Annotated in this window: 18 protein-coding genes; 7 read left to right on the top strand and 11 right to left on the bottom strand. The window is 37.3% G+C overall.

The window, feature by feature from the left end; all coding sequences use genetic code 11:
* Positions 1-6: 6 nt before the first annotated feature.
* Positions 7-897 (bottom strand): 3-hydroxybutyryl-CoA dehydrogenase, encoded by an 891-nt coding sequence (locus QCQ61_RS15335; protein ID WP_279448605.1) that lies wholly within the window; start codon positions 895-897, stop codon positions 7-9.
* A gap of 88 nt (positions 898-985) precedes the next feature.
* Entirely contained in the window at positions 986-1,954 is a 969-nt protein-coding gene (locus QCQ61_RS15330; protein WP_279450277.1) for a Gfo/Idh/MocA family protein, read from the bottom strand.
* Between the two features lie 235 nt (positions 1,955-2,189).
* Here QCQ61_RS15330 and QCQ61_RS15325 point away from each other — a divergent pair, with 235 nt between their 5' ends.
* Complete coding sequence (locus QCQ61_RS15325; RefSeq protein WP_279448603.1) at positions 2,190-2,831, top strand: protein-L-isoaspartate(D-aspartate) O-methyltransferase; 642 nt, start codon at positions 2,190-2,192, stop codon at positions 2,829-2,831.
* Here QCQ61_RS15325 and QCQ61_RS15320 read toward each other — a convergent pair.
* From QCQ61_RS15320 to QCQ61_RS15305, 4 genes are all read right to left on the bottom strand, one after another.
* The gene (locus QCQ61_RS15320; protein ID WP_279448601.1) at positions 2,828-3,343 is read right to left on the bottom strand and encodes a GNAT family N-acetyltransferase; all 516 of its coding nucleotides are present in this window, start codon (positions 3,341-3,343) and stop codon (positions 2,828-2,830) included. The two genes, QCQ61_RS15325 and QCQ61_RS15320, sit on opposite strands and share 4 nt — an antisense overlap.
* 69 nt (positions 3,344-3,412) lie before the next feature.
* Positions 3,413-5,893, bottom strand: coding sequence for a DUF5686 and carboxypeptidase regulatory-like domain-containing protein (locus tag QCQ61_RS15315; protein WP_279448599.1), 2,481 nt, complete (start codon positions 5,891-5,893; stop codon positions 3,413-3,415).
* Positions 5,894-6,051: 158 nt separating this feature from the next.
* Positions 6,052-6,516 (bottom strand): SsrA-binding protein SmpB, encoded by a 465-nt coding sequence (gene smpB, locus QCQ61_RS15310; protein WP_279448597.1) that lies wholly within the window; start codon positions 6,514-6,516, stop codon positions 6,052-6,054.
* A gap of 68 nt (positions 6,517-6,584) precedes the next feature.
* A complete protein-coding gene (locus QCQ61_RS15305; RefSeq protein ID WP_279448595.1) occupies positions 6,585-7,139 on the bottom strand; it encodes a SixA phosphatase family protein in 555 nt (184 codons plus the stop codon).
* A gap of 156 nt (positions 7,140-7,295) precedes the next feature.
* Between QCQ61_RS15305 and QCQ61_RS15300 the strand changes: the two genes are divergently transcribed.
* Positions 7,296-7,481, top strand: coding sequence for a CsbD family protein (locus QCQ61_RS15300; protein WP_279448593.1), 186 nt, complete (start codon positions 7,296-7,298; stop codon positions 7,479-7,481).
* Between the two features lie 386 nt (positions 7,482-7,867).
* Positions 7,868-8,653 (top strand): T9SS type A sorting domain-containing protein, encoded by a 786-nt coding sequence (locus tag QCQ61_RS15295; protein ID WP_279448592.1) that lies wholly within the window; start codon positions 7,868-7,870, stop codon positions 8,651-8,653.
* 79 nt (positions 8,654-8,732) lie between these two features.
* Here QCQ61_RS15295 and clpB read toward each other — a convergent pair whose 3' ends face one another.
* A complete protein-coding gene (clpB, locus tag QCQ61_RS15290) occupies positions 8,733-11,333 on the bottom strand; it encodes an ATP-dependent chaperone ClpB (RefSeq protein ID WP_279448590.1) in 2,601 nt (866 codons plus the stop codon).
* Between the two features lie 226 nt (positions 11,334-11,559).
* Here clpB and ytxJ point away from each other — a divergent pair, with 226 nt between their 5' ends.
* Positions 11,560-11,952, top strand: coding sequence for a bacillithiol system redox-active protein YtxJ (gene ytxJ, locus QCQ61_RS15285; RefSeq protein WP_279448588.1), 393 nt, complete (start codon positions 11,560-11,562; stop codon positions 11,950-11,952).
* Positions 11,953-11,957: 5 nt separating this feature from the next.
* Here ytxJ and QCQ61_RS15280 read toward each other — a convergent pair whose 3' ends face one another.
* Both QCQ61_RS15280 and fahA read right to left on the bottom strand, forming a co-directional pair.
* Entirely contained in the window at positions 11,958-13,142 is a 1,185-nt protein-coding gene (locus tag QCQ61_RS15280) for a tetratricopeptide repeat protein (RefSeq protein WP_279448586.1), read from the bottom strand.
* A gap of 438 nt (positions 13,143-13,580) precedes the next feature.
* Positions 13,581-14,861, bottom strand: a complete 1,281-nt coding sequence (gene fahA, locus QCQ61_RS15275; RefSeq protein WP_279448584.1) for a fumarylacetoacetase — start codon at positions 14,859-14,861, stop codon at positions 13,581-13,583.
* 277 nt (positions 14,862-15,138) lie between these two features.
* Here fahA and glyA point away from each other — a divergent pair, with 277 nt between their 5' ends.
* From glyA to QCQ61_RS15260, 3 genes are all read left to right on the top strand, one after another.
* On the top strand, positions 15,139-16,413 hold the full coding sequence (gene glyA, locus QCQ61_RS15270; RefSeq protein WP_279448582.1) for a serine hydroxymethyltransferase: 1,275 nt from the start codon (positions 15,139-15,141) through the stop codon (positions 16,411-16,413).
* A gap of 96 nt (positions 16,414-16,509) precedes the next feature.
* On the top strand, positions 16,510-16,989 hold the full coding sequence (locus QCQ61_RS15265; protein WP_279448580.1) for a nucleoside deaminase: 480 nt from the start codon (positions 16,510-16,512) through the stop codon (positions 16,987-16,989).
* 714 nt (positions 16,990-17,703) lie between these two features.
* On the top strand, positions 17,704-18,201 hold the full coding sequence (locus QCQ61_RS15260) for a lipocalin-like domain-containing protein (RefSeq protein WP_279448579.1): 498 nt from the start codon (positions 17,704-17,706) through the stop codon (positions 18,199-18,201).
* Positions 18,202-18,366: 165 nt separating this feature from the next.
* Here the strand turns inward: QCQ61_RS15260 and QCQ61_RS15255 are convergent, their stop codons facing one another.
* Both QCQ61_RS15255 and QCQ61_RS15250 read right to left on the bottom strand, forming a co-directional pair.
* On the bottom strand, positions 18,367-19,899 hold the full coding sequence (locus QCQ61_RS15255) for a hypothetical protein (RefSeq protein ID WP_279448578.1): 1,533 nt from the start codon (positions 19,897-19,899) through the stop codon (positions 18,367-18,369).
* Between the two features lie 182 nt (positions 19,900-20,081).
* Positions 20,082-21,155: a carboxypeptidase-like regulatory domain-containing protein gene (locus QCQ61_RS15250; protein ID WP_279448576.1), complete on the bottom strand. Its 1,074-nt coding sequence runs from the start codon at positions 21,153-21,155 to the stop codon at positions 20,082-20,084.
* Positions 21,156-21,231: the final 76 nt, after the last annotated feature.

Below are 21,231 nucleotides of genomic sequence, written 5' to 3'. Positions count from 1 at the left end.
AAAATATTACTTTTTAAATTGTGAGGAAATAGTTTCTGCCTTTCGGTTTTGGCTGTAATCGTAAAATCCTTCACCGCTTTTTGCTCCCAGTTTGCCTGCCATAACCATATTTACTAATAACGGACACGGGGCATACTTTGGGTTTTTAAATCCATCGTACATTACATTCAATATAGATAAACATACATCGAGTCCAATAAAATCGGCTAGCGCTAAGGGACCCATCGGGTGTGCCATGCCTAGCATCATAACGGTGTCTATTTCTTTAACGCCTGCCACGCCGTTATAAAGTGTTTCAACAGCTTCGTTAATCATTGGCATTAAAATTCTATTGGCTACAAAGCCTGGATAATCGTTAACCTCTACCGGTACTTTGCTTAATTTTTTTGAAAGTTCTTCAACGGTTTTAAACGTTTCTTCAGAAGTACTGTACCCTTTAATAATTTCAACTAATTTCATAATGGGCACAGGATTCATAAAATGCATTCCGATTACCTTCTCAGGTCGAGAGGTGGCGGAAGCAATCTGCGTAATGGAAATAGATGAAGTGTTGCTGGCCAGAATTGTTTCGGCAGGACAAAATTTATCTAAATCCCTAAAAATTTTCAGTTTTAAATCTAAGTTCTCGGTTGCCGCTTCTACAATCAAGTTGGCACCTTTTACGCCTTCTTCTAATTTTGTAAATGTTGAAATATTGCCTAGAGTGCGCGTTTTATCTGCTTCCGAAATTTTTTCCTTTGCCACCATTCTATCCAGATTTTTGGTAACAGTTGCCATTCCTTTCTCCAGCGAGGTTTCAGAAAGATCAATTAAATTTACTTTGTAATCAAATTGTGCGAAGGTGTGGGCTATTCCGTTGCCCATGGTTCCTGCGCCTATTACTGCTATATTCTTCATTATTTAAATATTATATTTTAGATTTTAGAACTTTTATCCGTTCTCAGATTATTTTTTTGTTTCTAATTTGCCTTTTAGGAAATAGGTGCTATATTTTTTTAAAATTTTCAATTATCAACATCGCAACCCGCAGGGCTTCGGTACCTTGTTTAAGAGATACTTCGGGGGTGCGGTCTGCTTTAATTGCTTCGTAAAAACTTTCAAGCTCGTCAAGAATTGCGTTGTTGGCTTCAATCTTTGGATTTTCAAAATAAATTTGTTTTTTTACGCCTTCGGCATTGGTAAGTACCATGGCAAAATCATCCAGCTTTTCGGGTGCGTTTTTCATTTTTACCACTTCACATTTTTTCTCAAGAAAATCTACAGATATATAAGCATCGCGCTGAAAAAAGCGTGCTTTGCGCATGCTTTTTAGCGAAATACGGCTAGCCGTTAAATTAGCTACGCAACCGTTTTCAAATTCTATTCTGGCATTAGCAATATCCGGTGTTTCGCTAATAACCGAAACCCCACTGGCACTCACCGCTTTTACAGGGCTTTTTACTACACTTAAAATAGCGTCAATGTCGTGGATCATTAAATCTAAAACTACTGAAACATCGGTCCCGCGTGGATTAAATTCCGACAGCCTGTGGGTTTCAATAAACATTGGGTTGTGAATTTTATCTTTAATTGCCTGGAATGCAGGGTTAAAACGCTCAACCTGCCCCACTTGTCCGCGAACTTTTTTAAGCTTTGCCAAATCGCGAATTTCTTCAGCTTGCGTTACGGTTTGGGTAATTGGTTTTTCAATAAAAAGATGCTTGCCGGCATTAATTACCATTTTAGCACATTCAAAATGTTTACTGGTAGGAGTAACTACAACTACCATTTCGCTTGCATCTATAAGGCTTTCCATAGATGGAAAACTCTTGTAGCCAAATTCAGATTCTATTTTTTCTGAAGCCTCTTTGCTGGCATCGTAGAAACCTACAAGTTCGTATTTAGTAGATTGTTGCAGCAATTTTAAATGTATTTTTCCAAGGTGACCAGCACCCAGAACTCCTGCTTTTAGCATTGGCGTGTGATTTTTCACAAATGTAAGTGTTTTAGAGGGAAAGTTTAAACCTTTAGGAGGTTTATGGGGGTAAGAGCCTCGAGAAATTTACCGTGCAGCCTTTCTGTGTTTTTATAAATTTATCACTTAAACTATAAATTCGAAATTATTATGCGAAACGTGTAGCTTCATCTCCAAATTTGGTTACTTTGTAAGATTGATTGTTTAGCGTATAATTTCTAAAATCTGAAATAAAGTGAAAGATACATTTACCCATCAAGGAATGCGAAAAAAATTGGTTGAAACGCTTAAACAGAAAGGTATTGCCGATAAAAACGTGTTGCAGGCCATTGGTAAAATTCCGCGGCATCTCTTTATGGATTCCGGTTTCGTGGGACACGCTTATGTTGACAAAGCTTTTCCGATTGCAGCAGATCAAACTATTTCGCAACCCTATACCGTTGCCCGGCAAACCGAACTTTTAGAAGTTAAAAAGGGCGATAAGATTCTTGAGATTGGAACGGGAAGTGGTTACCAAGCATCGGTACTTTTAGAGATGGGAGCAGTACTATTTACAATTGAAAGACAAAATGAACTATTTAAAAAAACAAAACTTTTTCTTCCGAAGCTCGGATACAAACCCAAACGTATGATTTTTGGCGACGGCTATATTGGCCTTGAAGAAGAAGCTCCTTTTGATGGGATTATTGTAACTGCAGGCGCGCCTTTTGTTCCAAATGCATTGTTGGCACAATTAAAAGTTGGTGGAAAATTGGTTATTCCCGTTGGCGAAAATGTGCAAATTATGACGGTGTTTACCCGTAAATCCGATACCGAATTTGAGAAGGAAGAATACGGAGAGTTTAGATTTGTTCCGCTTTTGGAAGATAAAAACTAACGGTTTAAGTAAAACACCACATTGTCTTGGTTATGAATATCTTTACGTGTTGTGCTTGGAATAAATCCATGCTGTTTTAGTAGGCTTTTTGACGGAATATTCCTATAATCTGTAAAGGCTTCAATGATTTGGAAACCGCCTTGGCTAAACCCAAAATTTAAAACTGCTTTTAATGCTTCGCTCATAATTCCCTGGCCCTGAAATTTTGGATCGAGGACGTATCCAACTTCGGCGGTTTTTTTATCTTCTGAAAAATTCCACAAACATATTGAGCCAATTAAAATGTCCGATTTCTTTGTTGTAATTCCCCAGGTAATAGATTTGTTTTGTCGTAAATCGGCAGTAATTTTTTCAATATGCGCAATGGTCATTTGGTTTGTTTGCGCTGCTCTTTTTATAAATTTATTAATTGCTTTATCGGTTCTGAAAAAATGTACCCTTTCAAAATCTGCAGGCACTATTTTCCGAAGATTTAAACGTTCTGTAATAATAACTGGAAAAGGAATAGCCATAGCTGTTTGTATTTATCTCGCCGAAATTGTAAAGTACAATCATTATATGTTTAAACAATGTTTTAATTTTTAGGGTTCAAAAATATCGAAAAACTTCAGTCCAAAAATAAAGGCACCGCGACTCTCATTATTGTAGTAGGAACGAACGTAATCTACCCGAAGCAGTCTAAATTTACCAATGCCTAGATTGTCTATTCCCACTGAGAATTCGGAATACGGTTTACGTTCTTCGGTACTTAAAAAATGTGCACCAGCTACCAAATTGAAGTTTAATTTATTAATCCCAGGGATTTTGCCTAAAATCCAACCTCGAAAATCGTGCTCTAAATGTCCTTCAAAATAGCTTTTATTGGTGCTAAACATATAATAAGGCATCAAGTTAAACATTTGGGTATAATTAGCCGAAGTGCCCACTCTTGTTTGGTTTCCGTTAAAATGTTTAAAATCTACAAACGAAATTGCGTCGCCATTCGCAAAAGTGCCGCTCTTTAAATTGTAAGCAAATTGCCCTTTGTTTCCCAGAGTTAGCGATTGATTTAAACTCGCTTCAATTTGTGTGTAATCGTAGTTAGATTCTGTTATTGCTGTTCCATTTTCAATTGAAATATTTAACTCCGGAAATGGGCTATCGCCGATATTAAATTTCATATCTGGATTTGAATAATATTTCTGAGCAAAATTAATTTGCAACCGTAACTTGCTTTTTACAATGTTGTGCTCCTTAATGGCAGCATTGCTATAATCGTTCGGGGCTAACGGATTATTACTGGTATAGCTTATATTCTCAAACGGAATGGTAACATAATCAGAATTATTAAAAAGTGGTTTGCGATTTTCATACCCTGCGGCAGCATACAGATGAAGACCATTAATTACTTCCTGGCTGTAACCAATTTGCCCGTAATTACGTTCGTACAACTTCATATAATTTCGTTCAAAAAACAATGTGGAAATAGTATTTATAAACGGCGAAATAGGTTCTGAACCATTAAACTGATTCACTTTGCTTCCGCCAGATAGTGAAAGCCGCAATTTGTCTTTCCAATTAAAATTGCGAACCATATGCACCGTAAACCGAAACCTGTCTTCGGCAATTCCGTAGTTTCCGTGTACGGCGCCAGAAAATGTGTTTGTGCGAGCGTCATCATACCACTTGCTATAGGTTAGCCCAGCTTTGCTATTCCAGCCTTGAACGGTATTAAAATTAATTTTGGTTAGGGGCGCTTCGTAGTCAACGGCCCATTTTTCAAAGGAATTTTTATAGGTGTACCCCATAAGCAAACTAAGAACTTTTAGCTTGTTGCGTTTTGCGTCTATTGAATCCAAGTACGGTTTTGAATGCTGTAATGTCTGAAGGCTGTCTTTTTTAATGTAGTCTTTTAATTCCTCATCCGTTAGTGGTACAGGACGACTATCTCTCCAAAAAATACTGTCTTTTTTATTAGCTTCGGGCTTAAATGAAAGCACTTCATTAGTAAAGGTGTTTTTGTTGAACTTCGGTGTAAAGTTGTAATTGCTGTAAACAGCTATAAACCCGCCCTCTCCTTTCATCCCTAAAAGCCCGAAACCAAAATCGATAGTTTGTGAAATCTTGATCCAAAAATCATTTTTTGTATCGTACTTATAATTCTGTTTTACCAATAAGTTATTTACAAATGGCACCTGAATTGCAGCCCCGGTAGCGGAAAGTGCAGTTCCGTACAATTGCCAATCGTCTTCAGCTATATAAATAAAACCTGTCCAAACCCTATCGTTGGGTCGTTTTGGAATTATCTTTATTTTATTAATGAGTTTTGGCCCATCGTAAAAAACACCGTCTAGTTTATAGTTATAATAATTTAAGGCGTTGGTAGCAATAGGCGAGACCAATGCAGCATTGAGTTCCGCCGTATTTTCATAAAACGAAATATTAGCGCTTTGAGCACTGTTAAAGCTGAAACCGTTATCGTTGCCGCTTACTTTACTGGCAATTATTTCTTCGGTGAATTTATTAGGTTTTTGGTAAGCAATTTCTGAAATAGTTTCCGAAAGATAAATAATACCAGTTCGGGTAGAATCTAACATGCCGTTAAAATCGCCTATTTCTTGTCCCATTATTTTTTTGGGTACGTCTTTAACTTTCCACAATCCACGCGAATAAAAGTGAGCTGTGTACGCGCTTAATCTTGCTAAATTTTCCTTTTGTTGTGCAATAGTATTACGAATAATGCGGTATGCGGGATCTTCTGCAGTGTTTAAAATTACCTCCTCAAGACTGGTAGATTCTTCTTCGAGTTTAATATTTAGAATATGCGGAAACGAAGTGGGAGTAATATTCTTGCTTAAAGTTTTATATCCCAAAAATTGAAAAACGATTACGTATTCCGCTTTTTTTGAAACATTTAAAGTGTAATTACCGTCGTCGTTCGTTGTGGTGCCAATATAGCTGTTTTGCAGATAAATGTTAACGTAGGGCAGAGGTTCGCCTTTGGAGTTGGTTACTTTCCCAACTATTTGGGCAGAAATACTTGCTGAAATAAAAAAGAGAAGAATACTGAGTTTAAAGCGCATAAATCGGGGTCTGGTGGAACTATTTTTTTTGACCTATGCAAAATACTAATAAATGATTTCAATTATGGAAATGAAAATTATTTATGGGCTGAATTTATTTTCGCGAGCCATTACAATCAACAATGAGATGAAGCCAAAAGGAGGGATGTATTTTTTAGTTAATTGTTAAAAGCTTTTTTAATTCTGCTAAGTTGTCTTTTGGAATCACGTTCTTTTATTACTTCGCGCTTATCAAATTGCTTTTTCCCTCGAGCTAATGCAATATCAATCTTTGCTAGGCCTTTACTGTTCGTAAAAAGAACCAACGGAATAATTGTAAGTCCGCTATTTTTTACTTCCTTTTCTAGTTTTTTAAGTTCACTTCTATTTAAAAGAAGCTTGCGTTCGCTTTTTGGAGAGTGATTGTAATGTGTGGCGTGGCTGTACTCTTGCACGGTCATATTAATTACAAAAAGTTCGCCGTTGCTAAATTCGCAAAAACTTTCGGCAATAGAAGCTTTTCCTTCGCGAATTGCTTTTATTTCGGTGCCTCGAAGCACAATGCCAGCCGTGTAGGTGTCGAGAATTTCATACTCAAATCGTGCCTTTCGGTTTTTAATTTTTACGTTTTTCTGAATTGCCATATGTGCAAAAATAGAATGATTATTGGAGAATGAATACGAATTAATAAAGATTTCAGATTAAAAAAAAATCAATCTACCGTAATTGTTTCTACTTTTTTATCATTCCCATCTATGGTAACCTTAAACAGTGTTGCATTGTCGCTGTCGTCCATCTCTTTATATTTTTCTTCACCAATTAGCTTGTTTACCAGTTGCGGCGTTGTATTGCTATGACCAGCGATTAATACGGTTTTGCCGTTTGTTTGTTTTAAAAATTCTTCGGAATATATAGTATTGGGATCGTAGCGTATTGGCGAAATTGCCTTTTGCTGTGCGATAAGCGAAATAGTCTGTTTGGTACGCACATATTTGGTTATGTAAATTTCATCAATTTTAATGGGTTCAAAGTACGACGCCCATCTTTTGGCGCGCATCATTCCATCAATATTGAGCGCAGGATCCTGATTTGTGGGGTCTGTACGATCTTTTTCGGCATGGCGAAGTAAATAGTAAGTAGCGCTAAAATTTTCGGTATCTATTTGGTTTGTAGATTCGGTTTTGGTGCTGTTATCGTCTTTATCTTTTTGTTGCCCACAGAAAGTGAATAACGGCATAAGTGTTAGTAATAAAAGTATATGTTTCATAAGTTACTTATTAAAATAACAGTTTTTAAGAATTATTGGCAAAGTTATAACTAAAAGGCTTTAATCTTTAATAATTCATTATTATTAATGTGAAGGAAGCTGTTGTAATTTTATAGTACGAAAAAGAAAAATTAATTTAACTTAAATCAAAACGCTATGAATGAAGATCAGTTTAAAGGAAAATGGAATCAAGTAAAAGGTAAGTTTAAGCAAGAATATGCAGATCTTACTGATGATGACCTAAAGTATGCCGAAGGAAAATCTGACGAATTACTTGGACGTCTTCAAGAAAAAACCGGAAAGACAAAAGAAGAGTTGAAGGACCAAATTGACAAGTGGTAGTTTCTAGCTAAACTTTAAATACCACTTTATTTGAAGCCGAACCCCTCAAAATTTCAATGAATGAAATTTTGAGGGGTTTTTTAATTTTATTTCATTGTTGTCCGATAAAAGTAATGACTAACTCTGGAAAACCCCATATTATATGTCGTCCCTACGGGACTAGGAATTGACGGGGATCTATTTTTTTACCCATATTTAATGTCTAACGGCATACTGCTCCAGCTGGGCAAAATATTGGTGATCAAGAGATCGCACCTAAACAAATGTCCCGTAGGGGAAAAACATGATTTTTAATCGGACAATACTGATTTTATTTGTAATAATAAATTTTATTTTGAATTTATCTGTACTTTTATTGGCAACAAACCCACTAATTATAACTTATTATGAAAAAAATTACATTTCTTCTATTATTTATTGGTTTTACAATAAACGCCCAAGTAAACAACTACAGTGTAGGCGACGTTGTTGATGATTTTACCGTTACGGATATCGATGGCGTGGAACATAACTTATATTCCATAACTGCCCAGGGCAAATATGTTTGGCTGGACTTCTTTTTTGCAGATTGCGTTCCCTGTCAACAAACGGCTCCTATTTTCAATGAGTTTTTTGATAAATATGGGTGTAACGAAGGTTTGGTGTTTTGTCTGTCTATTAACAATGGATATGATGATGACGATCGCGTACGATTATACGAGCAACAGCACGGCGGACCATTTAACCATGCACCGGCAGTAAGTAATGAAGGCGGCGGACCTGATGTAGATGCAAACTTTGGCGTTTCGGCCTATCCCACGTATTGCTTAATTGGTCCAGACAATACCTTGGTGGTTAGAGATATTTGGCCATTATCTGGAGTAGAGACCTTTGAAGCTACATTTCCAGCCGGTTTTGAACCGGCGGTTATGGAATGTACCTTGGGCATTACGGAGAGTGAAGTATTCAATTTTGAAGTTTACCCCACAATTTCTAACGGTAACATAAGTATTAATTTGCCAAGTAGGTTGGACTCTTCTGTTGCGGTATTTAATACGCTCGGGCAGCAAGTGTTTGCGAATAACTATACAGATAAAAATATTAGTTTAAACCTTAAATTAGCGCCTGGAGTGTATTTAGTAAAAGTTACCGCCGATGCAAGTACGGTAACAAAACGAATTATTATTCAGTAAAACACTTCCCAGAACCTATATTAAAAAACCCCCAAGCATATGCTTAGGGGTTTTTCAATTTTACTATTTAAAAACTAAATTATTCAACTAAATTTTCCTGGTTTCTAAATACCAACTCGTCATTAAAGCTATCCAGCAAAATAATACTGTCTGTGGTTATTTTTCCAGCGAGTATTTCTTTACTCAATTCATTAAGTACTTGACGCTGAATTACTCTTTTTACGGGTCTTGCTCCAAATTGCGGATCGTATCCTTTTTCTGAAAGATATGAAATTGCTTCTGAGGTAGCATCCAGTACAATGTTTTGTTTTAGCAACATTTTAGAGACACCTTTTAACTGAAGCTCCACAATTTCGCGGATGTCTTTTTTAGAAAGCGGCGTAAACATAATAATATCGTCTATACGATTTAAAAACTCTGGGCGAACAGTTTGTTTTAATAGTGCAAGCACTTCTATTTTGGCGCCTTCCATAGCGGTGTCTGGATCTTTAACAGTTTCAAAACGCTGCTGAATTATATCGCTCCCCATATTACTCGTCATAATAATAATGGTGTTTTTAAAATCTGCTAAACGTCCTTTGTTGTCTGTTAATCTACCTTCATCTAAAACTTGCAACAGAATGTTAAACGTATCGGGGTGCGCTTTTTCAATTTCATCCAATAATACTACACTATACGGTTTACGGCGAACGGCTTCGGTTAATTGTCCACCTTCATCGTAGCCTACGTATCCGGGAGGCGCACCTACCAAACGGCTTATACTGTGCCGTTCTTGGTATTCGCTCATATCAATCCGAGTCATAGCATTTTCGTCGTCAAATAAATATTCGGCCAAAGCCTTAGCCAATTCGGTTTTACCAACGCCCGTTGTTCCGAGAAATAGAAAGCTTCCTATAGGTTTTTTTTCGTCTTGCAATCCTGCGCGACTTCTGCGAATAGCATCACTTACTGCTATAATGGCTTCGTGTTGCCCAACCACGCGTTTGTGCAATTGATCTTCTAATGTAAGTAGCTTTTCACGATCGCTTTGTAGCATTTTAGTAACAGGAATCCCGGTCCATTTAGCTACCACTTCGGCAATATCTTCGCGAGTTACTTCTTCTTTAATCATGGAAGTGCTTTCGTCGTTTTCGGCAAGTTGAGTTTCCAATTTGCTCAATGCAGCTTGGGCATCTTTAATTTTTCCGTAACGAAGCTCGGCAACTTTTCCAAAATCGCCATCGCGTTCGGCTCGTTCGGCTTCAAGTTTTAATTCCTCAATTTCGGTTTTTAGATTTTGAACATTATCTACAACCTGTTTTTCACTTTGCCACCTCGCATTTAATTCGTTGCGCTCTTCTTTTAAATTTGCCAAATCTGCGTGAAGTGACTTCAATTTTGTTTCATCCTTTTCACGCTTAATAGCTTCCATTTCAATTTCGAGCTGCATGATTTTTCTATCTAAAACATCGAGTTCTTCGGGTTTGGAGTTTATTTCCATCCGTAACTTACTCGCAGCCTCGTCCATTAAATCAATGGCTTTATCGGGAAGAAATCGGTTGGTAATATAACGTTCGGATAGTTCTACGGCAGCGATAATTGCTTCGTCCTTAATTCTAACTTTGTGGTGGGTTTCATACTTTTCTTTAATTCCCCTCAATATTGAAATGGCACTTTCGGTATCTGGCTCATCTACAACAACTTTTTGGAAACGACGCTCCAAGGCTTTATCTTTTTCAAAATATTTTTGATATTCGTCTAAAGTAGTTGCGCCAATGGCACGAAGCTCTCCACGCGCAAGTGCGGGTTTTAAAATATTGGCGGCATCCATTGCGCCTTGCCCGCCTCCAGCACCAACCAAGGTGTGAATTTCATCAATAAACAATACAATGTCACCATCACTGGAAGTTACTTCCTTAATAACGGCCTTGAGTCGTTCCTCAAATTCCCCTTTATACTTTGCGCCGGCAATAAGGGCACCCATATCTAGAGAATAAATTTCCTTGGTTTTTAAGTTTTCGGGTACGTCGCCGTCAACAATTCTGTGGGCCAATCCTTCGGCAATGGCGGTTTTACCAGTGCCGGGCTCTCCCACGAGCATGGGGTTGTTTTTAGTTCGGCGTGACAGAATTTGAAGTATTCTTCTTATTTCTTCATCGCGGCCAATTACGGGGTCTAGTTTGCCATCGCGTGCAAGTTGATTGAGGTTTTTGGCATATTTATTTAAAGAATTATATGTTTCTTCAGCACTTTGCGAAGTAACGTTCTCACCACCGCGCAATTCCTGTATAGCTGCTTTCATTCCTTTTTCGGTCACGCCTTGGTCTTTTAAACTTTGCGCAATTCCGCTTTTTGAATTTAAAATGGCCAATAAAAGATGTTCAATGGAAACATATTCGTCCCCCATCTTTTTTGCGATGTTGGAAGCTTCAATAACCATTTTATTCGCTTCGCGCGAAAGCATAATATCGCCACCCGAAACTTTTGGGAAACTTTCCAATTGCTTATCCAAAATCTGCTTTAAAACCGTAAGGTTTACATTCAGTTTTTTTAAGATGAAAGGTGCGACGTTTTCGTCAACCTCAAAAATAGCTTTGAGGATGTGTTCATTTTCTATCTGTTGGTGTCCGAAACCCTGTGCAATTTGCTGTGCTTGCTGGATGGCTTCCTGACTTTTTATAGTAAAATTATTGAAATTCATATATATAATGTTTTGTTTTTAATGTGATGTTACGTTTGCTTTTGGGGCTAATATGTTATTGTGTGTGGTGAAATTACAAATACAAAGCCATATTAAAATTAAGACAAAATGTCGGCTAAAAGCTTCAATTTAACAGACATTATGACTGCTTTAACATCGCGTATTTTATAATATCTTTTAGACTATTGAAATGTTTTAACTAGTAGCTTTGTAAAAAAGAAAAACCATGGGATTATTTGATGCTTTTAAAACACCACGAGATATTGCGAAAGAGGAAATAGTGGAAATACCGTGGCACGTTATAGGAAAAATGGAGCAATTGGATGAAATTGTAGAACAATCTAAAACAGTGCCCGTGGCTATTTTTAAACATTCTACGCGTTGTGGAATAAGCAGAGCAGTATTAAAAATGTTTGAGAAAAATTATAGTCTCAACGATGAACAATTAAAATTGTACTTTTTGGATCTGCTACAAAATAGAGCTATTTCCAATGAGATTGCAGCGCGTTTTAAAGTACAACACGAAAGTCCGCAAATTATAGTAATTAAAGACGGGGTGGTAGTTCACCACGATTCGCATCATTCTATTGAGGCCGAACATTTACAGAAATTTATATAGTATTTCTAATAAATGGGATTGTCCCGCAAAATAACTTTAAATCTTTCCTTAATATCCTGACCGGCATCAAAAACCATTTGCTCGTTGTTGGGAAATGGTATGGGGCGGTTGTTTACCAGTCGTCGGTCATCTGCTGTTAAAGCGCGTTCGTCTCCACGAAAGGTGGCGTAAACATTTTCGAAAATAAATTCGGAAGAAAGTGGAAAGCTATTCAGTTCTCTTCTTTTATTTAAATCTTTATAAACTACTGTTCCGCCCACTAGTACTGCTTTTTCTTGTGCTGTAATATAAACGGTGGCCGAAACATCTATATACTTGTCTATTTTAATAGGGTTGCCAAGGCTGTCGCGAACAATATTTCCTCCACGATCCCGTCGGAAATCGTAACCGTCCTTAATGCGTTGTTTCCTCGTAAATTGTCTATCAGAAATACGTTCAGGTGTAATTTGAATTGTCTGAAAATTTAAGTCGATACCTAAGGCATAGTCAATTCCATTTTCTCGCTGTGCGTGATATTCGGTCCAAAAATCGTCTAAACCATAGGTGTTAAAGTTCAATAAATCTTGCTCTAATCTAAATGGTATTATTTGTCTTGTATGATTGTTCAGCTGTACAAATACGAAATTTGTTCCACGGAAATGTGCTTCATCTTTTAATTGATTTACATCGCGGTAATTGGGCATAACCTCTTCTAATTCGCATAGCACGTTAAATGCACTGCGATAATCAATGGTTGTGTTCCGTTTTAAATAAACTTGCGCTTCTTGATATAATGCTTTTACATAACCGTCTTTGGCTGCCAACAAATCACTGGTATAATCGGTAAAAACGAAATTTGCCTTTCTGCCCATTTCGAGGCTATAAAGCGGCAATAATGGCCTGATTAAATCCTGTCGCGCCTGAAGATCTAAGTAGGTATAATAAATTTCTTTAGCGTTGGCAAGGCTATTTTCTCTTTTTAAAAAAGTGAGATGCCGAGTGTCTTCTTCTTTCGCTTTTAGAAATGCCTCTTCTAAAATACGAATGTGGGCATCGTATTCCTTGGCGCCTTTATCTTTCTGAAGTTTTTTAGTGGCAAGTGCAATTGCTTCATCGTAATTACCTTGCGATACAAATTTTTGCGTTCGTTTTACGCTGTTGCAAGAAAGGGCGAAAAGTGCAATAAATAAAAGGAGGTAGCTGTTTTTCATAATCAATTCGATTTGGTTGTAGTGGGCTAAAATACAATAGTAGTGCCAAAAAGAATAAGAATCTTTTTATGTTCTAAATTTTTACTATCTTTATGTTGTATTAACTTATTAATTATCAGTATTATGAAACGAATTTCTTTATTTTTTGGAGTACTTCTAATAGGTTGCATGTCTATTAGTTTTACTGAAAGTAACACCGACGCTGGGCATAAAGAATATGTTTGCCATATTCCGCCAGGAAACCCCGAGAACATGCATACTATTTATATAAGCAAAAATGCTGTTCGGGCACACTTAGCTCATGGATGTTATGTAGGCTTTTGTGAATAGCTTGTAGACCTAAAAATATAGCTTAAATAAATGGCTATAAAAAATCACAAAAAAAGAGGCAGCTTTAAAAGAAAAGGCTGCCTCTTTTTTGTTTTTATGTAGGAAATATTATTGCTTAATAGCAGGTAATAGTTTTGTCTTACATTCACCAAAACCTATTCTTACACCGTCAGATTTACAATAACCACGCATAATTACAGTATCGTGGTCGTTAATAAATTTTCTTTCGGTACCGTCTGAAAGGGTAATAGGTTTTGCACCGCGCCAAGTAAGTTCAAGCATAGAACCGTATGAGTCTGGTGTTGGTCCCGAAATAGTTCCGCTTCCCATCATATCGCCACTGTTTACATTACACCCGTTTACGGTGTGATGTGCTAATTGCTGGCTCATATTCCAATACATATATTTAAAGTTTGAAGCGGCAACCTTTGTTTCCTCTCCATTTTCTGGAGCAATGTAGACCTCCAGATTTATATCGTAACTTTTTTTGCCTTTGTATTGAAGATAGGGCAGTTGTTCCATCTCGGGTTTTGGGCCAGCAACTTTAAAGGGCTGCAAGGCATCTAAGGTTACAATCCATGGAGAAATGGACGACGCAAAATTTTTCGCTAAGAATGGGCCGAGAGGCACATACTCCCACTTTTGAATATCGCGCGCACTCCAATCGTTAAACAGTACCAATCCAAAAATATGGTCTTCAGCTTCATCTACAGGAATTGGTTCTCCCAGTACATTAGCATCGGTTGTTATAAAGGCCATTTCAAGTTCAAAATCAACAAGTTTTGAAGGTCCAAACACGGGTTCGGTAGCACCTTCGGGCATGGTTTGCCCCCAAGGTCTGCGGGCATTGATTCCGCTTGGGATTATGGATGAGCTTCTCCCGTGGTATCCTACCGGAATATGAAGCCAATTAGGCATTAAAGCGTTTTCTTTTCCGCGAAACATAGTTCCCACATTGGTAGCGTGTTCTTTACTCGAGTAAAAATCGGTATAATCACCTACCTGTACTGGAAGTTGCATTTCAACTTCGTCCAAGGTAAATAAAATGTGTTTTCTATGATCTTCGTTATCGCGTAATTGCGCATTGTCTTTGTCAAAAATATCTGCAATTCGGTTTCGAACCAAACGCCAAGTTTTTCTTCCGTCGCTTATAAAATCATTTAAAGTATCTTGAAGGAATATATCATCGGTAAGTTCAATTCCCTTAAAATAGCCTAACTGGTGTAAGGCACCTAGATCAATGGCGTAATCGCCAATTCTGGTTCCGATAGTAACAATGTCATCGCGCGTTAAAAAAACACCGAAAGGTATATTTTGAATGGGAAAATCTGTGTCTGGCACGGTATCGAGCCAGGTTTTTCTTTTTGGATCGTTTGCTGTAATTGGCATTTTTAATATTCTTTAATTGTTGAAAATAAAACTAATTAAAATAAATTTCAAATTCTTTTAAATCAGTTAATTATTTGCTGATATAAATTATTTCCAACTTGTGTGTTGTTAGTAAATTTCTTCGTCAAATATATATATTTCATGATAGTTCCCGAATGTAATTAGTATTTTTGGATTTAATTAACTTTCAACGGAATTTGTAGTGATAGATTTGTATTTCTAAAGCTGAATTTTCCGTAATTTTTAAATTCAATATTCCAAACCATTAGTTTATACCATGAAAAGAGACGCACAAATTTTTGAATTAATAGAAGACGAAAAACAACGCCAACTCAACGGATTGGAGCTAATAGCTTCAGAAAATTTTGTAAGCGACCAAGTTATGGAAGCGGCGGGTTCTGTTTTAACAAATAAATATGCCGAAGGCTATCCCGGCAAACGCTATTACGGCGGTTGCGAAGTGGTAGACGAGGTGGAACAAATAGCCATTGACCGCGCAAAAGCCTTGTTTGGCGCCGAATACGCAAACGTACAACCGCACAGTGGTTCGCAGGCAAACACAGCGGTTTTTGCTGCTTGCCTAAAACCGGGCGATAAATTTTTAGGATTCGATCTTTCGCATGGTGGGCACTTAACCCACGGGTCGCCAGTAAACTTTTCTGGCAGGCTTTACACCCCGGTATTTTATGGAGTTGATAAAGAAACCGGAAGAATTGACTACGATAAAGTAGAAGAAATAGCCATAAAGGAAAAACCTAAAATGATTATTGCCGGAGCTTCGGCCTATTCGCGTGAAATAGATTATAAACGTTTTCGTGAAATTGCCGATAAGGTTGGTGCAATTCTGTTTGCAGATATCGCCCATCCTGCTGGCTTGATAGCAAAAGGAATCTTAAGCGACCCAATGCCGCATTGCCACGTTGTTTCAACTACTACTCACAAAACCTTACGTGGCCCGCGTGGTGGATTGATTTTAATGGGTAAAGATTTTGACAATCCGTTTGGTATAAAACTCAAAAACGGCAACCTTCGTAAAATGAGTAGCCTGTTAGACAGTGCGATCTTTCCAGGTAACCAAGGTGGCCCGTTGGAGCATATTATTGCAGCAAAGGCAATAGCATTTGGTGAAGCATTAACAGATGATTTTCTTCATTATATGGTGCAAGTGAAAAAAAACGCAGCCGTAATGGCACAGCATTTTGTTGAAAAAGGATACGGTGTTATTTCTGGCGGAACTGATAACCATATGATGCTTATTGACCTTCGCAACAAAAATATTTCGGGAAAAGAAGCCGAGGAAGCTTTAGGAAAAGCAGATATTACGGTAAACAAAAATATGGTGCCTTTTGATGATAAATCGCCTTTCGTTACCAGCGGAATCCGTATTGGGACGGCTGCTGTTACTACGCGGGGTTTAGTTGAAAAGGATATGGAAAAAATAGTGGATTTAATAGACGAAGTAATTATGAATCGTGAAGACAATGCAAAATTAGAAAACATTGCCGAAAAGGTAAATGAAATGATGTCTGGCTTACCATTGTTTAAACAGTAAAATATTAAACAGAAAAAATAGAACAAAAGGAGTACTCAACTAAAAATGCTCCTTTTTTTGTTTTAAATCGAGAATTTTTAAAAATTGACGTCACAAATGATAACCGAAAAAGACAAACAGTTTATAAAACGAGCCATCGAACTTTCCGAAAAAGGGATGAACAACAACGCCGGCGGCCCCTTTGGAGCTGTAATTGTAAAAAATGGCGAAATAATTGCCGAAGGTTTTAATCAAGTAACTTCCAGCAATGACCCTACAGCGCACGCTGAGGTTGTTGCCATCCGGAAAGCTTGTGAGAACCTCGGTAGCTTTCAATTAGACGATTGTATTATTTATACCTCCTGCGAGCCGTGCCCCATGTGTTTGGGCGCTATTTATTGGGCACGACCAAAAGCGGTTTACTATGCATGCACGAAGGAAGACGCTGCGGAAATAGGCTTTGACGATCATTTTATTTACGATGAAATTGAGAAGAATATTAAAAATAGAAACGTAAAATTTATTAATCTCGACAGGGAAGAAGGCCGAAAAGTTTTCAAAAAGTGGGGAGCAAAAGAAGGTAGAATTGATTACTAAATAATTGCCTCCTGCAAGGTTTTCAAAACCTTGTAGGTATTTCGACAGATCGTACATCGGTAGGTCTTATTTGGTAGGTTTAACTTTGCTAGTTAGTTATACCTACAAGGTCAAAAAAGAGACCTTGCAGGATAGTCTAGGTTAATTTATAATTTATTAAGTTTTTTAATGAAAAAAGTAAAATATATAATTGCTGCCGGAATTTTAAATAGGGAAGAAGGCCGAAAAGTTTTCAAAAAGTGGGGAGCAAAAGAAGGTAGAATTGATTACTAAATAATTGCCTCCTGCAAGGTTTTCAAAACCTTGTAGGTATTTTGACAGATCGTACTTCGGTAGGTCTTATTCGGTAGGTTTAACTTTGATAGTTAGTTATACCTACAAGGTCAAAAAAGAGACCTTGCAGGATAGTCTAGATTGATTAATAATTAATTAAGTTTTTTAATGAAAAAAGTAAAATATATAATTGCTGCCGGAATTTTAAATAGGGAAGAAGGCCGAAAAGTTTTCAAAAAGTGGGGAGCAAAAGAAGGTAGAATTGATTACTAAATAATTGCCTCCTGCAAGGTTTTCAAAACCTTGTAGGTATTTCGACGGATCGTACATCGGTAGGTCTTATTTGGTAGGTTTAACTTTGCTAGTTAGTTATACCTACAAGGTCAAAAAAGAGACCTTGCAGGATGGTCTAGGTTAATTTATAATTTATTAAATTTTTTAATGAAAAAAGTAAAATATATAATTGCTGCCGGAATTTTGATAGCTACATTTTCCTGTAAAAATGAAGATAATTCACCTTCAAAAATAGCGGGTCTTTGGAAACTTGAAAGTATGAAAGTGCGCGACACCGTTACTGATACGTGGAGCCATTATCGCGGCGGAATGGATGGTTACTTGCTTTATGATGCAAATGGGCACGTTGCGCTTCATCTCTATGAGAAAGGCTATGAAAAAGCGGGAATGAAGTTCCCAAATTTTAACGATTCCATTGCGTTGGAGGCTTTAAAATATATCACTAAATCCTACTATTATATGGGCAATTACAAAGTTTCTGAAGCAGATAGCATCGTTTCGCATTTTAAACTTTCACACTCTAACCCTTCTGAGTTTGGATTGACTGCCGAAAGAAGATTTTACTTTAGCGGCGATACTTTGGTAATGCAGCCTGTAGAACGGAAAAACTCCAAACTGAAACTGAAATGGTTGAAGGCAGAGTAACAAAAACAGCTTTTCTACATTAAAGTCATTGTTACTCTTTGTCTCTGGGTGCAAATTTTTCTCGCAAAGTCGAAAAGTTGCAAAGAATAAAAAATTCAATAGGAATTTAAGAAAATACAAAAGACTGCCTTTTCAGACAGTCTTTTGTGTTCTATGTTGGTGAGATTAATCTTCTGGAAACACTGTGGTTTCATAAGCTCCCGCATCTGGCGGATTGCTTCGGGTTCTTCCGTTTAAATCAATATTTGGTCCAACGCCATTCTTTCCAATATTTTCGGCAGCTGAAGTTTCAGCTTCAATATTAAAATTGTTTTTTTCGGTATTCTGAAAAACAGGGTCTTGGTTTTGAACAATATTCGTGTATAATGAAGCATTCGCAAAATCGTACAATGGATTGTCGCTAAACTCTCCCGTTGGATCTTCAAAACGAATTAAACTATTCTCAAAATTAAAATTAAATGCGGCAGCCGTATTTTGAAAAACTGAAAATTCGCGGCGTTCGTTGCCGTAGATAATACAGTTTTTAAAGTCTGCCTTTACTAAATCTTCAACAACCGTGGTGGTTTCATCAATATTTAAACTATTATCAATTGTTACGGCTGGCGTAGAGCGGAAACCGTTGGTCCAGTAATTGGCAAATGTACTGTGTTTAAAAACATAGCTTCCACCCACTTGAATTGCCAAGGAAGAAATGCCGCTATTGTTAACCACCATATTTTCGCCTTCTATTAGTCCAGTTCGCGCAAGCACACCGTAGAGCGTATTGTTGTAAATTTGAACATTTTTTAAAGAAACCTCGCTGTTCTCCACACGAAGTGCTACCGTGCTATTTTTTATTGTAGTATAGTTAAACTCATTATTAACGCTGCCAGAAGTTAGCCAAATGCTTAGCCATTGCCCGGGGACGTCGCTAAAACCAGGTTCTAGGCGGTCGCCTTCAATAATAACTTCATTTTCTAAAGCCACGGGATCTGAACTTAATTCACCCATAGATTTTATTGTGCCATTTTCGGCAACCAAGAGTGCGCTTCCGTTGTGCAAATGTACGCGGGCACCAGCTTCGAGCGTTAGTGTTTTATTACTTGGTACGGCTGCGTAACCGTAAATAACGTAGGGTTTTTCATTGGTGAAAGTTAGCTCGTTATCGTCTAAGTAAAAACCTTCAACAAGTATTGGGTCGCCATTTTCATCATCGCCAAAGTACAGCGTTTCGGTTGTTCCATCCGGAAATCTCTCTGGAAAAAGAAAAACCGCATCCTTAACAAGAGTCACCAAATTAACTTGTTGTTGGTTTCCGCCAGTATCGAAAAGTAATTCGTCTGTATATAGAAAATCTGTTTGGTTAGTGGGAAGGTTATTTATATCGAAAGTGGTTTCAATAAAAATGAAAATACTGTCTTTTGCCAAAACCTGTACGTTTTCAAAAACTTTGCCCGGCATGCCGTCAACATTTAACCGATAATGCGAAGCTTCACCCTGCGCCAATCTAACGGTGGGAATATGAATATCCTCATCGCTGCGGTTGTAAACTTTTAAATTATACGTGCTGGAGCCAATATTGCTAAATATAGTGTCTAAGTAAACCGTATCTTTCGAAAACTCTAAATTACCAGTGCTGGCAACGGTTTCAAAATCGTTGCGGCAAGAACTCCATAATACCAGGCAACACAAAATTGCCAAACCGTATAAATACCTCATTCAATTATAATTTTGGTAAAAATATAACTTTTTATGAAGCTTATTATTGTAATGTTTAAAGAAGTTTTCTATCAATAATTGAAACTTGAGAATAGTGGCTATAAAAGGAAAATACACGAAAACACGAATATTTTAAAATTATAATTCGCGAATTCGTGGCTGCTATTTACTATTTTATACCATTATTTGTTTTTACGCGCCGCTTTTTTTCGTGCCTTTTTTAGCTTTCTAAACGCAATAGTGTTTTTATATGCCGCTTTTGCCTTTTCGTACCAATTGGGGTCTTTTTCTGATACGTAATAATCATTATAGGAAATACCTCCAGTTACAACCACAATACCTCCTAAATATCCTCCTACTTCTAGGTTTAGATTTATAATGTTAGAAATATTCGAAACCGTTACTTCTTTTGTTTCAAAGCCAACGTAGCTAAAAACCAATACATCGCCCGGTTTGGTTTCAATATTATAATTGCCGTCAAAATCGGTTTGGGTACCCGTTGCAGTTCCCTTAATTATAATGTTTACGCCCGGAAGTGGCAAGCCCGATTCATCTGCAACCACGCCTTTTGTATAATTTGTGGTTGAATCCTTTTCTACGAATATTTTAGTCGTTGGAGCAATTTTTCCCAAAACAGCACTTTTAAGTTCTGTTTTATATTCCATTGAAACAGCTATTGTTTTTGAAGAATTACTCAACGTTATTTCTTTCGAAATGTAATTTTTCAATTTAAATTCAAGCTGCTCATGGTCTAAAGTTACAATTCGATATTCTCCTTCTTTATTGGTCCATTCACGGGCGCCTGTTTCGTTGGAGGTGATCTCTACGTTTCGCAACGGAATTCCGTTTTGGTCGGTTACAATGCCTTCGGTTACAATTTGAATTCTGTTTAAACCGTTGCTGAAACGACCAATTCCCAATGAAACCATCGGTTTTTCTGAAGCCGAATTAATTTCCGTTGGTAAATTGTTAGACAACAGCGAAAGCGGCAGCAACATAGAAGCTGCGATAGGAGCAAGGCTTTGCCCACTTTTGCGCTCTAATTTTACTTCGCGATTAAGTTGTGATTTTTTTAATCTGCCACAAGCGTTTTTATTTTTCGATAGAATTTTCACTAATTCTTCATCGGTTTTAGAAGTAAAGTCGAATACTTCTTTTGTGCAGACACTGCAGAATTTTCCTTTTTCGGTAGCTGTCATTTTTGCCCAGTCTTCATGGCAAGGCTCGGGGATACTGATTGTAATTGCTTTTTTCATGATTTTGATGGTTTTGTTATTCAAAGAAATTAAATATCAAACCGTGAAAAAATAGCGTTTGAGGGAACAGGCCTTT

Source organism: Aequorivita marisscotiae, from assembly GCF_029814825.1.
Taxonomy (GTDB): domain Bacteria; phylum Bacteroidota; class Bacteroidia; order Flavobacteriales; family Flavobacteriaceae; genus Aequorivita; species Aequorivita marisscotiae.
This window is presented reverse-complemented; position numbering and strand designations above follow the sequence as displayed.